Source organism: Streptomyces sp. NPDC059455, from assembly GCF_042750115.1.
Classification (GTDB): Bacteria; Actinomycetota; Actinomycetes; order Streptomycetales; family Streptomycetaceae; genus Streptomyces; species Streptomyces endocoffeicus.
On sequence record NZ_JBHYVB010000264.1, the window covers coordinates 1 to 13,270 of the forward strand.

A 13,270-nucleotide genomic window follows, 5' to 3' on the forward strand; every position below is an offset into this window, starting at 1 on the left:
GGCACCTCCCAGCGGTAGCTGGGGGAGTTTGAGGAGCGGGGTCTGGGGCGGAGCCCCAGTTGTGGGAAGGGGCGGGGAGGGGAACAGCCCGCCGCAGGCGGAAACCGGCTACGCGTCGCGGGGGCCGATGCCGAGAGCCTCGGTCGCCGTCGGGTTGATCAGCAGCGCCAGCACGGCGAGGGCCGCGACCGCGGTGGCCACTCCGACGGCGATCAGCCCGCCGCCGTTCTGCACCAGCGTCCAGGCCACCGGCAGCGCCATCAGCTGGGTGATCGTCGCGGGGCCACGGCTCCAGCGGCGCCGCAGCCACAGCCCGCGGGCCGCCAGCAGCGGCAGCAGGGCCAGCGCCAGTACGGTGACCCCGAGCATCTCCGCCTGCTGGGGGCTCTCCGGATTCCCGGTCAGCCCCATGATCAGTACGTAGACGCCGAAGCCCAGCAGCACCACGCCCTCCGCGGCGGCCAGCACCGCGGCGGCGGTCAGCCGGGCGGGGCGGGGCCCGGTGGGCGCGGCGTCGGCGGCACCGGCGGCACCGGTCGCCTTCGCGGCGTCAGTCGCCTTGGCGGCCCCGGCATCCGGCCGCGCCGTGGCCTTCTGCGCCGTGGCCTTCTGCGCCTTCTTCGCGGTAGCGGACTTCTTACTGCTCACCCTCGCAGCCTAGCCGTCCTCGAGGCGCCCGGACCCTACCCCCTGGGGCCGGTCGTCCCGGATGGGTAGGCTGGCGCGCATGCGCGCACTCCTCGTGGTCAACCCGGCAGCAACCACCACCAGTGCCCGCACCCGGGATGTTCTGTTCCACGCGCTCGCCAGCGATCTGAAGCTGGACGTGGCGACCACGGAGTACCGGGGGCACGCCCGCGATCTGGCGCGGCGGGCGGTCGACGGCGGCACTCATGAACTGGTCGTGGCGTTCGGCGGCGACGGCACCGTCAACGAGGTCGTCAACGGACTGCTGCATCATGGCCCCGCCCCGCAGGAGTTGCCCCGGCTCGCGGTCGTGCCCGGCGGCTCCACCAATGTCTTCGCTCGCGCGCTCGGGCTGCCCAATGACGCCGTCGAGGCGACCGGCGCCCTGCTGGACGCGTTGCGGGACGGCACCGAGCGCACCGTGGGCCTCGGGCTCGCGGGCGGCACTCCGGGCACCCGGGACGAATCGGTTCCGGCCCGCTGGTTCACCTTCTGCGCGGGGCTCGGTTTCGACGCGAGCGTTATCGGCCGGGTCGAGCAGCAGCGCGAGCGCGGCAAGCGGTCCACCCACGCCCTCTACATACGGCAGATGGTGCGGCAGTTCATGGGGGAGCCGCATCGGCGGCAGGGCACCATCACCATCGGGCGGCCGGGTGAGGACCCGATCGAGGAGCTGGCGCTGTCGATAGTCTGCAACACCTCCCCGTGGACCTTTCTGGGCAACCGCCCGGTCTACGCGGCGCCCCAGGCGTCCTTCGACACCGCCCTCGACGTGCTGGGACTCGCCAAGCTGTCGGCGCCGGCGGTGACCCGCTACGCGACCCAGCTGCTGATGTCGACCCCCGAGCGCGGGCCTCGCGGCAAGCATGTGGTAGCCCTTCACGATCTGACGGACTTCACCTTGCAATCCCAGGCGCCACTGCCGTTCCAGATGGACGGTGACCATCTGGGACTGCGTACGAGCGTGACGTTCACAGGCGTACGCCGTGCACTGCGTGTGATTGTGTGAGTGAGACCGCAAAAAGTCCTTCTAGTCGAACGTTTACCCTGGACTCCACCCACCGGAAGTACGGCTGTGACCGAGCCGACACCAAGGAATCAAAAAAAACTTTCCGGAAGGGGTTGTATCCGTCGCCGAGGTTTGCGAGTCTCTTCTTGGCGATCGGGACGGCCTTCTGAAAGGCCCCCTTGAGAGCCCGAACCCCCTCCTCAACCCACAGGACCGCACCAGCCCCAACTGGTTCGGTGGCCCTACGTTTGCGGGGGGATTCGTGAAAGCGTTCACATTCACAAGCAACGAGCCCGCAATACGAGGAGATGGAGCAGCCATGGACTGGCGTCACAACGCCGTTTGCCGCGAGGAAGACCCCGAGCTGTTCTTCCCCATCGGCAACACCGGTCCTGCGCTGCTGCAGATCGAGGAAGCCAAGGCCGTCTGCCGCCGCTGCCCCGTCATGGAGCAGTGCCTGCAGTGGGCGCTTGAGTCCGGCCAGGACTCCGGCGTCTGGGGTGGAATGAGCGAAGACGAGCGCCGCGCCATGAAGCGCCGTGCCGCTCGCAACCGGGCACGCAACGCCAGCGCCTGAAGCCCGGCACCCCGTGGCCCCCGAGCCGCAGCGCGTAGTAACCCCCATGCGCACAGCATCATGAGCTTTGAGCCCCGGACCAGATGGGTCCGGGGCTCAGTGCTTTCCGGGTGCTTTCCGGTAACAGGTGCTTTCCGATAACAGATTGCTCTCGGACTCGCAACGCGCTCAACGCTTTTCCGCACCCACCGGGAAATCCAGCATCACCCGGGTGCCGCGCTCAGGGGCGGGCACCATGTCGAACGTCCCGCCCAGCTCGCCCTCCACCAGGGTGCGGACGATCTGAAGCCCCAGGTTTCCGGCCCGCTGGGGGTCGAACCCCTCCGGCAGCCCGCGCCCGTCGTCCTGGACGACCACCACCAGCCGGCTCTCCTCACCGCTGTCCTCGCGCACGGCCGAGACCTCGACCGTGCCCTGCTCCCCCGGTCCGAAGCCGTGCTCCAGCGCGTTCTGCAGCACCTCGGTGAGGACCATGGACAGCGGGGTGGCCACTTCGGCGTCCAGGATGCCGAACCGCCCGGTGCGGCTGCCGGTCACCTTGCCGGGCGATATCTCGGCCACCATCGCCAGCACCCGGTCGGCTATGTCGTCGAACTGGACCTGCTCGTCGAGGTTCTGCGAGAGGGTCTCGTGGACGATCGCGATCGAGCCGACCCTGCGCACCGCCTCGTTGAGCGCCTCCCGCCCCTGCTCCGAGTCCATGCGGCGGGCCTGGAGCCGCAACAGGGCGGCCACCGTCTGGAGGTTGTTCTTCACCCGGTGGTGGATCTCCCGGATGGTGGCGTCCTTGGTGATCAACTCGCGCTCGCGGCGGCGCAGTTCTGTGACGTCCCGCAGCAGCACCAGCGAGCCGATGTGCAGCCCCTTGGGCTTGAGCGGAATGGCCCGCAGCTGGATGACCCCGTCGCCGCCCTCGACCTCGAACTCCCGGGGCGCCCAGCCGCTGGCCAGTTTGACCAGCGCCTCGTCCACCGGGCCGCGCACCGGGGCGAGTTCGGCGGTGGTCTTGCCCAGGTGGTGGCCGACGAGATCGGCGGCGAGGCCCAGCCGGTGGTAGGCGGAGAGCGCGTTCGGGCTCGCGTACTGGACCACCCCGTCCGCGTCGAGGCGGATCAGCCCGTCGCCCGCGCGCGGTGAGGCGTCCATGTCGACCTGCTGATTGGGGAACGGAAACGATCCCGCGGCGATCATCTGGGCGAGGTCGGACGCGCTCTGGAGGTAGGTGAGCTCCAGCCGGCTGGGGGTTCGTACGGTCAGCAGATTGGTGTTCCGCGCGATGACGCCGAGGACCCGGCTCTCCCGCCGGACCGGGATGGACTCCACCCGGACCGGCACCTCCTCGCGCCACTCGGGGTCGCCCTCCCGGACGATCCGGCCCTCGTCCAGGGCCGCGTCCAGCATGGGGCGGCGGCCGCGGGGGACGAGATGGCCGACCATGTCGTCCTGGTAGGAGGTGGGCCCGGTGTTCGGCCGCATCTGGGCCACGGAGACATACCGGGTGCCGTCGCTGGTGGGGACCCACAGCACAAGATCGGCGAACGAGAGGTCGGAGAGCAGCTGCCACTCCGAGACCAGCAGGTGGAGCCACTCGAGATCGGAATCGTCGAGTGCGGTGTGCTGGCGTACGAGGTCGTTCATGGAGGGCACGTTGTGAGCCTACCCTCATCGGTGGATTAGCCTATTCGCGCATAAGCATGGACAGACAGCAGTGGTCTAGTCCAGAATATCGAGCACTGCGATCTTCCGTTCTCCCCGCACAGGAGAGCGGATCGAGGAACCCGGAGCGCTCTGCCCTGACCGCCCGGGAGTCCTCAGGTCGGCCGCTCGGCCGACGCAACTCCGGGCTGCGGTGCCGGGCGGGTTGAGGGTCCCGCCCTGGCGCCGCGGCCCGCGGGTGTCACATATACGCGCTCCGCGAGCGTCAACACATGGGCTCCCGCGCCTCTCGAAGGCCTCGGGAGCCTCTTGCTGTGTGTCTCAGCTTGCTGTGTGTCTCAGCGGGTCTCCGTCACCTTCGCCAGCGCCCGCGGCGCGTCCGGGTCCTGGCCGCGCGCGATCGTCACCTCGTACGCCAGCATCTGCAGCGGCAGGATCTCCAGGATCGGCTGGACCTCCTCGGCGACCCCGTCCGTCGGCAGGGCGAACCCCGCCGAGGCCCGCTCCACCTCCGGCGCGCTGCCGATGACCACGAGGTCCGCGCCCCGGCCGCGCAGCCGCTCCAGGACCGGCTGCAGCGCCTGGCCGCCCTTGCCCTCGGTGACGATGGCGATCACCGGCGAGATGTTGTCGACCATGGCCAGCGGGCCGTGCAGCAGATCGGCGCCGGAGTAGGAGAGTGCCGGGATGTAGCTGGTCTCCATCAGCTTCAGGGCGGCTTCCTTGGCGGTCGGGTAGCCGTAGCCCCGGGAGGTGAGGACCATCCGCTCGGCGAAGCGGTAGCGCGCGGCGAGCTGCCGGACCTCGTCCTGGCGGTCGAGGATCTGCTGGGCGAGGTCGGGCAGCACCTTGGCGGCCGCGCCGTCGCCGCCGCGCAGCCCTTCCACGAAGAGGTAGAGGGCGAGCAGTTCCGCGGTGTAGGTCTTGGTGGCGGGCAGCGCCTTCTCCGGCCCGGCCAGGACGTCGATGTGGAATTCGGAGACGCCCGCGAGCGGCGAGTCGGCGTTGTTGGTCACCGCGAGGGTGATCGCACCGGCCGCGCGGGCGGCCTCGGTGGAGGCCACCAGGTCCGGGGAGCCGCCGGACTGGCTGACGGTGATCACCAGGACGTCGGTCAGGTCCGGCTGCGCGCCGTACGCGGTGGTGGTGGACATGGAGGTCAGTCCGCACGGCTTGCCGAGCAGTACCTCGAGCAGGTACTTGGCGTACAGCGCCGCGTTGTCCGAGGTGCCCCGGGCGGTGAGGAGGACGAAGCGCGGGTTGCGGGCGGCGATCCGCTCCGCGACCTCGCGGATCCTCGGGGCGCCCTGGTCGAGGATGCGGCGCAGCACGGCGGGCTGCTCGGCCATCTCGCCGGACATGATCCGGCCCGGCTGGTCGCTGCGCTGGGCCGTCGTCGTGGCGGACATGCTGGGTGCCTCCAGGGGGCTGATGTGCCGGGCCGGGCCGAGGGGGCTGAGAAGTCAGTCCCCGGGGTGGTCACCGGCGCCGTTGCCGACGATCACTTCCGCGGCCGCCCGTCCACACACCCGGGCGGCGCCGTGGGTCGCGATGTGCAGCGCCCCGGCGGGCGGCGCCTGGGGCACCCCCATCTCCACGACGACCGTCTCCGGCCGGGCGGTGAGCAGGGCGTCCAGCGCGTCGGCCATCCAGGCGTGGCGGTGGACATCGCGGACCACAGCGACGATCCTACGATCCCCCGCGGTGTCGAGCATATTTTCGATCAGGCCGTGGACGCCCAGGGCGTCGGCGTCCTGCCGCCCGTAGGTGGCGGCCCCGGTGCCGGGACGCAGCCGAGCCAGTTCGGCGCCGACGCCCCAGGGGGTCTCGTCGCCGACGGCGATGTTGGCCGCCGGGGTGAAGGCGGCCACGTAGGCGGGTCCGGTGACGGGCTCGTACGAGGTCCCGGCCGGGGTGACGCTGAGCGCCCGGCGCGCGGCGGCGAGCCCCACCCCCGCGGCGGGCTCGATGCCGTGCGCCGCGCGCGGTCCTCCGGAGCGCCGCGTCCACTCCCCCAGGGCGCGCACCCGCGCCGCGGCCTCGGCCAGCCGCTCCTCCGCCAGCCGCCCCTCGATGACGGCGGTGACCAGCGCGTCGCGCAGCCGCAGCACGGTGTCCTCGTCGGCGAGTCCGCCGCCCACGCAGATGGCGTCGGCGCCCGCGGCGATCGCCAGGACGCTGCCGTGCTCGATGCCGTACGCGTTGGCGATGGCCCGCATCTCCATGCCGTCGGTGACGATCATCCCGTCGAAGCCGAGTCCGCCGTCGGCCACCGGCCGGCGCAGCAGACCGTGCAGCGCGGCGGGGCTGAGGGTGGCGGGCAGGTCGGGGTCGAGCACGGGCAGCAGGATGTGCGCGCTCATCACGGCCTTGGTCCCGGCGGCGACGGCGGCGCGGAAGGGCACCAGTTCGCGGGCGGTCAGGGTGTCCAGACCGGCGTCGATGCGCGGCAGGGCGTGGTGGGAGTCGACGGCGGTGTCGCCGTGGCCCGGGAAGTGCTTGGTGCAGGCGGCCACCCCGGCGCCCTGGAGGCCCTCGATGTACGCGGCGGTGTGCCGCGCGACGAGCTCCGGTTCGGCGCCGAAGGAGCGCACGCCGATGACGGGGTTGTCGGGGTTGGAGTTGACGTCGGCGGAGGGCGCCCAGTTGAGGTTGACGCCGCATTCGGCGAGGCGGCGGCCCAGCTCGCGGGCGACGGCGCGGGTCAGCTCCGGGTCGTCGACGGCGCCGAGCGCCAGGTTGCCGGGGAAGGAGGAGCCGGTGCGGACCTCCAGCCGGGTGACGTCGCCGCCCTCCTCGTCGATCGCCACCAGGACGTCGGCACGCTCGGCGCGCAGCTGGGCGGTGAGGGCGGCCAGCTGCTCGGGGGTGGCGATGTTCCGGCCGAACAGGCCGACGGAGGCGAGCCCCTCACCGAGCCGCCGCAGCACCCAGTCGGGGGCGGTGGTTCCGGTGAAGCCGGGCTGGAGAACGGTCAGAGCGTCACGGGTCAGGGTGGCCGAGTCGTGTGCGAGGGTCGTCATAAACCGGGATCATCCCTTCACAGCGCCGGAAGTGAGCCCACCGACCGCCTTGCGTTGCAGAAACAGGAACAGGACCAGGATCGGGATGGCGAACAGCGACGCTGCCGCCATGGTGGCACCCCAGTCGTCGCCGAAGGCGGTCTGGAAGCTGGACAGCCACAGTGGAAGCGTCTGGGCGCCCGGATCCTTGTTCAGGATGAGCACGAGCGGGAATTCGTTCCAGGCCGTGATGAAGCCGAAGAGCGAGGTGGCCATCAGACCGGGGGCGAGCAGCGGGAAGATCACCCGGATGAACGCCTGCGGACGGGTGCAGCCGTCCACCATCGCCGACTCCTCCAGCTCCTTGGGGATCGCGGCCACGTAGGAGCGGAGCGTGAGGATGGTGAAGGGCAGCACCATGACCATGTAGAACAGGGTGAGCGGAAGCAGGCTGTTCAGCATGTCGCCGTCGCGCACCAGCATGTAGATGGCGATGACCAGGACTTCCCAGGGCGCCATCTGGGCGATCATGAAGGTCAGCAGGAAGCCGCGCCGCCCCTTGAACCGCATCCGGGCGAGGGCGAACGACGCGAGCAGCGCGATCAGCAGGGAGAGGCCGACCGCCGAGAGGGTGACGGTGAGCGAGTTGCCCACCAGGGTCCAGAAGTTCTCCGCGTTCACGGCCTTCTGGAAGTGTTCGAGGGTGGCTCCGGTCGGGAACCACACCGGGTCTTCCGAGATGATGTCCGAGGTCGGCTTGAGGGCCGTGGTGAACATCCAGTAGACGGGGAACGCGAAGCCGATGAAGAGCACGACGGCGGTCGCGTTGGGCCACAGCCGGGCGAGCGGCGAGCGCTTCACAGCTCGTCCTCCTCTTGCCTGAGCACGATCCGGAGGTAGTAGGAGGTCAGCGCCAGCAGGACCACGATGGTCAGCAGCGAGATCGCGGCGCCCATGCCGTAGTGCTGGTTGCCCACGCCCTCGATGAAGGCGTAGACGGGGAGGGTCTCGGTGAGCCGGTCGGGGCCGCCCTCGTTGATCGCGAAGACCTGGGCGAACGCCTTGAAGACCCAGATGACCTCGAGGAACGTCGTGGCCAGCAGGAACGGCTTGAGGAAGGGGAAGGTCACCGAGGTGAAGCTCTTCCAGCCGCCGGCGCCGTCGAGCGACGCCGCCTCGTAGAGCTCGCCGGGGATGGTAGTGGTCGCGGCGTAGAGATTGATCGCCACGAAGGGGATCGACTGCCAGACGATCAGCACGGTGATGACGAAGAAGGTGGAGAACTGGCCGCCGGTCCAGTTGTAGTGCGCCATGGAGTGCCAGCCGAGCGCGTCCAGCACCCAGTTGACCACCCCGAAGCGGGTGGCGAAGAGCCACTGGAAGACGGTGGTGGCGGCGATGGTCGGCATGGCCCAGGCGAGCACCAGACCGACCGAGAGCAGCAGCCGCATCTTGCTGCCGAGGCGGGCCAGCAGCAGTCCGACCAGGGTGCCGAGCAGCATGATCAGCACCACGTTGACCGCGGTGAAGATCACCGACCGCAGGGTGACTCGCCAGAAGTCCTCGCTGGTCAGCGCCTCGCGGTAGTTGTCGACCCCGTTCCACTCGGTGAGGTGCTGGATCAGCTGCCGCATATTGAGGTTCTGGAACGACAGCAGGCCGTCCTTGACCAGCGGCCAGCCCAGCAGCAGGGCGGTCACCGCCAGCGCGGGCAGCAGCAGGAGGTACGGGGCGGCGCCGGTCAGCCGTGCGCGCCCGGCGGCGCCCGGGGCCGGGCGGCGGGGGCCCGGCGGCGCCCCGTCCCGGCGGACCCCGGCCACCGCCGGGCCGGGGTCCTGGCGTTCGGTCGCTACGGCCATCGGGCTCAACGCTCCTGGCTGAGGCGCTTGTTCAGTTCGCCCTCGACCGACTTGGCCGCCTCGGCGGGCGACTTACCGCTGAGCACGGCGGTCATATAGGTCTTGACGGGGTTCGGGGCGTTCTCCACCGCGGCCCATTCGGGGATCAGCGGGGTGGTGCCGCCGGTCGCGGCGGCCGGGGCGGCCGCCTCCCCGGCGGGGTTTCCCTTGAGCTGCGCCTGGAGCGACTCCTTGTTGGGGATGATGCCGCCTTCCTTGGCGAGCCGTCCCTCATAGGTGTCATTGAGCGCGATCTTCAGGAACTCCTTGGCCAGTTCCTGCTTCTCGCTGCCCGCGGCCACCGCGAGGTTGGAGCCGCCGAGGAAGACGCCCTCGGGCTTGCCCGCGGTCTCGCCCGGGATGGTGAAGTAGCCGATGTCCTTCTCGATCTTCGGGTTGGCCTTGATGGCGATCGCGGCTTCCCAGCCCATGCCGATGAAGGCGCCGGTCTTGCCCTTGGCGAAGATCTCGCCCTGCTGCGGGGTGGCCTCGTCCTTGTCCTTGGGGGCCTTGCTGAAGGACTGGTACTGCTTGTAGATGTCCATGGCCTTGCCGACCTTGGGGTCGGCGAGGTTGGAGACCCACTTGTCGCCGTCCTTCTTCACGAGGTCGGCGCCGGTGCCGATGGTCAGCCCGTCGAAGAAGTACCAGTTCTGGCCCGGGAGGTAGATGGGCTCGGCGTCGGTCTTCTTCTTGATGGTGTCGAGGTCCTGGAAGAACTCGGTACGGGTCTTGGGGGTGTCCTTGAGCCCTGCGTCGGCCCAGATCTTCTTGTTGTAGAGGACGACCCGGTTGGCCGCGTACCACGGCGCCGCGTACTGCTTGCCGTCGTAGACCGCGGACTTGTTGATCGACTCCGACCAGTCGGCGCCGATCGACTTCTTCAGGTCATCCAGTTCGGCCAGGCCGCCGGTCTGCGCGTAGGACGGCGTCTGGGTGTTGCCGATCTCCAGCACATCCGGCGGATCGGACTCCGAGAGCGCGGTGGTCACCTTCTGCTGAATGCCGTTCCACTGCTGGATCTCCAGCTTCAGCTTGGCGCCCGTCTTCTTCTCGAAAGCGGCCTTGACATCCTTCGTCCAGCCGTCCGGCGTGGAGCCGTCCATCGCCCAGACGGTGAGCGTCTGCCCCTTGAATCCGTCCGCTCCGGCCTTGTCGTCGTCGCCGTCGGACCCACAGGCCGCGACGGATACCAGCATTGCCGCGACACCCGTCGCCGCTATGAGCCCACGCTTCACAGAGCACTCTCCTCAGAAGGCCGGATCAGGGGTTTAATGGTCCAGACCAGTGCCCCGCAGCTTGGCCTAGACCTTTTGGGGTGTCAAGGGTGTATAAGAGTCACCGGAGGCTCCGTTACCGGACCGACACTTCCCGACATCCGGACCGACAGACCGCCCGGAGCCGGGACCGTGCCACGATGTGAGGCGCTGGATTCTTCAGGAGACCGGTGACGGCGGCGGACGCCGGTGACGGCAGCGGACCAGGAGTCGGAAGGGCGCGCGATGGACACCGAGGGGGCAACGGCGGCAGCGGCGGCCACCACGACGGCCGAGAGCGACGGCAACGGCTCCAATGGGGCACGCACCGCGCGCGTCCCGAAGTACTACCGCCTCAAGCGCCACTTGCTGGAGATGACCGAGACCCTGCCACCGGGCACCCCGGTCCCACCGGAGCGCACCCTGGCCGCGGAGTTCGACACCTCGCGCACCACCGTGCGCCAGGCGCTCCAGGAGCTGGTCGTCGAGGGGCGCCTGGAGCGGATCCAGGGCAAGGGCACGTTCGTGGCCAAGCCCAAGGTCTCCCAGGCGCTGCAGCTCACCTCGTACACCGAGGACATGAAGGCCCAGGGCCTGGAGCCCACCTCCCAGCTGCTGGACATCGGCTATGTCACCGCCGACGACCGGCTCTCCGGGCTGCTGGACATCGCCGCCGGCGGGCGAGTGCTGCGCATCGAGCGGCTCCGGCTGGCCAGCGGTGAGCCGATGGCGATCGAGACCACCCACCTGTCGGCCAAGCGCTTCCCCGCGCTGCGCCGCAGCCTGGTGAAGTACACCTCGCTCTACACGGCACTGGCCGAGGTCTACGACGTCCGGCTGGCCGAGGCCGAGGAGACCATCGAGACCTCGCTGGCCACGCCGCGCGAGGCGGGGCTGCTGGGCACGGACGTGGGGCTGCCGATGCTGATGCTCTCGCGCCACTCGCGGGACGCGTCCGGGGAGCCGGTGGAGTGGGTGCGGTCGGTCTACCGCGGGGACCGCTACAAGTTCGTGGCGCGGCTCCAGCGGCCGAACGACTGAGAAGCGCCGAACGACTGAGGAGCGCCGCGACCGGGTCACGCTACGACCGAGCGTGATACGGCTGACCGGCTATCTTTCTCATACCGATATACGGACGGGTAGTGACTGCCGCCGGGCCCCGGGCTTAGATTTCCTGCGCATTACACAAATGATCAGCTGTGATCCAGGTGATCGACTGTGCCGCAGGTGATGAGCCGAGGGGACTGGAGCCCGCCACATGTCAGACACGTCCGCTGCACCCGGCAGGAGACCGGTCGTGACGCCCACGCGCGTCGTGGCCGCTCTGTGCCTGATCGCCCCGTTTGTCGGGATGCTCTGGGTCGGTTCGTACGGCAAGGTCGAGCCGACCCTCATCGGGATCCCGTTCTTCTACTGGTACCAGATGCTCTGGGTGCCGATCTCGGCCGTGCTGACCTCGGTCGCCTACGTCCTGGTCCGCCGTGAGCAGCGGGAGCGCAAGGGGGGTGACTCCGCATGAACGGCGGAGTGAACGGCGTCGCGCTCGCCGTCTTCATCTTCTTCTTCGTGGCCGTCACGGTCATGGGCTTCCTGGCCGCGCGCTGGCGCGCCGCCGAGAACGCCAACAACCTCGACGAGTGGGGTCTGGGCGGCCGCAGCTTCGGCACCTGGATCACCTGGTTCCTGCTCGGCGGCGACCTGTACACCGCGTACACCTTCGTCGCCGTCCCGGCCGCGATCTACGCGACCGGCGCGGCCGGGTTCTTCGCGGTCCCGTACACCATCCTGGTCTACCCGCTGATCTTCACCTTCCTGCCCCGGCTCTGGTCGGTGTCCCATAAGCACGGGTACGTCACCACCTCGGACTTCGTCCGCGGCCGCTTCGGCTCCAAGGGTCTTTCGCTGGCCGTAGCGATCACCGGCATCCTCGCCACCATGCCGTACATCGCCCTCCAACTGGTGGGCATCCAGGCGGTGCTGGACGTGATGGGCGTCGGTGGCGGGGAGAACACCAACTGGTTCATCAAGGACCTGCCGCTGCTGATCGCCTTCGGCGTGCTCGCGGCGTACACCTACTCCTCGGGCCTGCGCGCCCCCGCGCTGATCGCGTTCGTCAAGGACACCCTGATCTACATCGTCATCGCGGTGGCGATCATCTACATCCCGATCAAGCTGGGCGGCTTCGACGACATCTTCAGCGCGGCGAACGACAAGTTCACCAAGGCCGGGGCGGGCGGACTCGCACCCGCGGCGGAGGGGCAATGGGCGTACGGCACCCTGGCCCTGGGCTCGGCGCTCGCCCTGTTCATGTATCCGCACTCGATCACGGCGACGCTCTCCAGCCGCAGCCGTGAGGTGATCCGCCGCAACACCACGATCCTGCCGCTGTACTCGCTGATGCTGGGACTGCTGGCGCTGCTGGGCTTCATGGCCATCGCCGCCGGGGTGACGGTCGAGAACGGCCAGCTGGCCATCCCCCAGCTCTTCGAGGACATGTTCCCCGACTGGTTCGCGGGCGTCGCCTTCGCCGCGATCGGCATCGGCGCGCTCGTCCCGGCGGCCATCATGTCGATCGCCGCGGCCAACCTCTTCACCCGCAACATCTACAAGGACTTCCTGCGGCCGAACGCCACGCCGGAGGAGGAGACCAAGGTCTCCAAGCTGGTCTCGCTGCTGGTGAAGGTCGGCGCGCTGATCTTCGTGCTGGGCATGGACAAGACCGTCGCGATCAACTTCCAGCTGCTGGGCGGGATCTGGATCCTCCAGACCTTCCCGGCCCTGGTGGGCGGCCTGTTCACCCGCTGGTTCCACCGCTGGGCGCTGCTGGCGGGCTGGGCGGTCGGCATGGTCTACGGAACGTGGAAGGCGTACGACACCCCGAGCGGCACCCAGAAGCACTTCGGCAACACCACCGATGTGCCCGGCATCGGCGAGATCGGCTACATCGGCCTCACCGCCTTCGTGCTCAACGTGGTGGTCACGGTCGTCCTGACGCTGATCCTGCGGGCGGTCAAGGCCCCGGACGGCGTGGACGAGACGTCCTCCGCCGACTACAAGGCGGACGCGGGCGACCCGGGCGTCCAGACCGACCTCCCGCCCGCCACGGCGGGCGCCCCGGGCGGCCACTGACGCCTGGCGGCGGGCCGCGCGGATTGAACGGCGACGGGCCGTCGACTCCTTGGAGG

12 protein-coding genes are annotated in these 13,270 nt (G+C 69.6%); 5 read left to right on the forward strand and 7 right to left on the reverse strand.

The annotated features are described in order from the left end of the window. Nucleotides 1-108: 108 nt before the first annotated feature. Nucleotides 109-648 carry a hypothetical protein gene (locus tag ACFXB5_RS48060; RefSeq protein WP_385220940.1) on the reverse strand — a complete coding sequence of 180 codons (540 nt, stop codon included), beginning with the start codon at nt 646-648 and terminating at the stop codon, nt 109-111. 79 nt (nt 649-727) lie between these two features. On the opposite strand from ACFXB5_RS48060, the gene ACFXB5_RS48065 reads away from it, so the two are divergent. Both ACFXB5_RS48065 and ACFXB5_RS48070 read left to right on the forward strand, forming a co-directional pair. Beyond that, on the forward strand, nt 728-1,696 hold the full coding sequence (locus ACFXB5_RS48065) for a diacylglycerol kinase family protein (RefSeq protein WP_086879181.1): 969 nt from the start codon (nt 728-730) through the stop codon (nt 1,694-1,696). A 319-nt stretch (nt 1,697-2,015) separates the two neighbouring features. Continuing rightward, the gene (locus ACFXB5_RS48070; protein ID WP_014054815.1) at nt 2,016-2,273 is read left to right on the forward strand and encodes a WhiB family transcriptional regulator; all 258 of its coding nucleotides are present in this window, start codon (nt 2,016-2,018) and stop codon (nt 2,271-2,273) included. Between the two features lie 168 nt (nt 2,274-2,441). Here ACFXB5_RS48070 and ACFXB5_RS48075 read toward each other — a convergent pair whose 3' ends face one another. The 6 genes from ACFXB5_RS48075 to ACFXB5_RS48100 form a co-directional block, all read right to left on the reverse strand. Beyond that, the gene (locus tag ACFXB5_RS48075) at nt 2,442-3,911 is read right to left on the reverse strand and encodes a sensor histidine kinase (RefSeq protein ID WP_385220943.1); all 1,470 of its coding nucleotides are present in this window, start codon (nt 3,909-3,911) and stop codon (nt 2,442-2,444) included. 356 nt (nt 3,912-4,267) lie between these two features. Continuing rightward, the gene (locus ACFXB5_RS48080; protein WP_385220945.1) at nt 4,268-5,338 is read right to left on the reverse strand and encodes an SIS domain-containing protein; all 1,071 of its coding nucleotides are present in this window, start codon (nt 5,336-5,338) and stop codon (nt 4,268-4,270) included. Between the two features lie 54 nt (nt 5,339-5,392). Then, entirely contained in the window at nt 5,393-6,952 is a 1,560-nt protein-coding gene (locus ACFXB5_RS48085) for a glycoside hydrolase family 3 protein (protein ID WP_385220948.1), read from the reverse strand. Between the two features lie 9 nt (nt 6,953-6,961). Next, nucleotides 6,962-7,792, reverse strand: coding sequence for a carbohydrate ABC transporter permease (locus ACFXB5_RS48090; protein WP_385220950.1), 831 nt, complete (start codon nt 7,790-7,792; stop codon nt 6,962-6,964). Beyond that, nucleotides 7,789-8,790, reverse strand: a complete 1,002-nt coding sequence (locus ACFXB5_RS48095; RefSeq protein WP_385220952.1) for a carbohydrate ABC transporter permease — start codon at nt 8,788-8,790, stop codon at nt 7,789-7,791. Before ACFXB5_RS48095 ends, ACFXB5_RS48090 begins: the two co-directional genes overlap by 4 nt. A gap of 5 nt (nt 8,791-8,795) precedes the next feature. Beyond that, nucleotides 8,796-10,067: an extracellular solute-binding protein gene (locus tag ACFXB5_RS48100; RefSeq protein WP_385220954.1), complete on the reverse strand. Its 1,272-nt coding sequence runs from the start codon at nt 10,065-10,067 to the stop codon at nt 8,796-8,798. Between the two features lie 264 nt (nt 10,068-10,331). Between ACFXB5_RS48100 and ACFXB5_RS48105 the strand changes: the two genes are divergently transcribed. The 3 genes from ACFXB5_RS48105 to mctP all read left to right on the forward strand — a co-directional run bounded on the left by ACFXB5_RS48105 (nt 10,332) and on the right by mctP (nt 13,214). Next, nucleotides 10,332-11,126 (forward strand): GntR family transcriptional regulator, encoded by a 795-nt coding sequence (locus ACFXB5_RS48105; RefSeq protein ID WP_044570136.1) that lies wholly within the window; start codon nt 10,332-10,334, stop codon nt 11,124-11,126. A 217-nt stretch (nt 11,127-11,343) separates the two neighbouring features. Next, nucleotides 11,344-11,604 carry a DUF3311 domain-containing protein gene (locus ACFXB5_RS48110; protein ID WP_385220957.1) on the forward strand — a complete coding sequence of 87 codons (261 nt, stop codon included), beginning with the start codon at nt 11,344-11,346 and terminating at the stop codon, nt 11,602-11,604. Beyond that, entirely contained in the window at nt 11,601-13,214 is a 1,614-nt protein-coding gene (mctP, locus tag ACFXB5_RS48115) for a monocarboxylate uptake permease MctP (RefSeq protein ID WP_385220960.1), read from the forward strand. Before ACFXB5_RS48110 ends, mctP begins: the two co-directional genes overlap by 4 nt. Nucleotides 13,215-13,270: the final 56 nt, after the last annotated feature.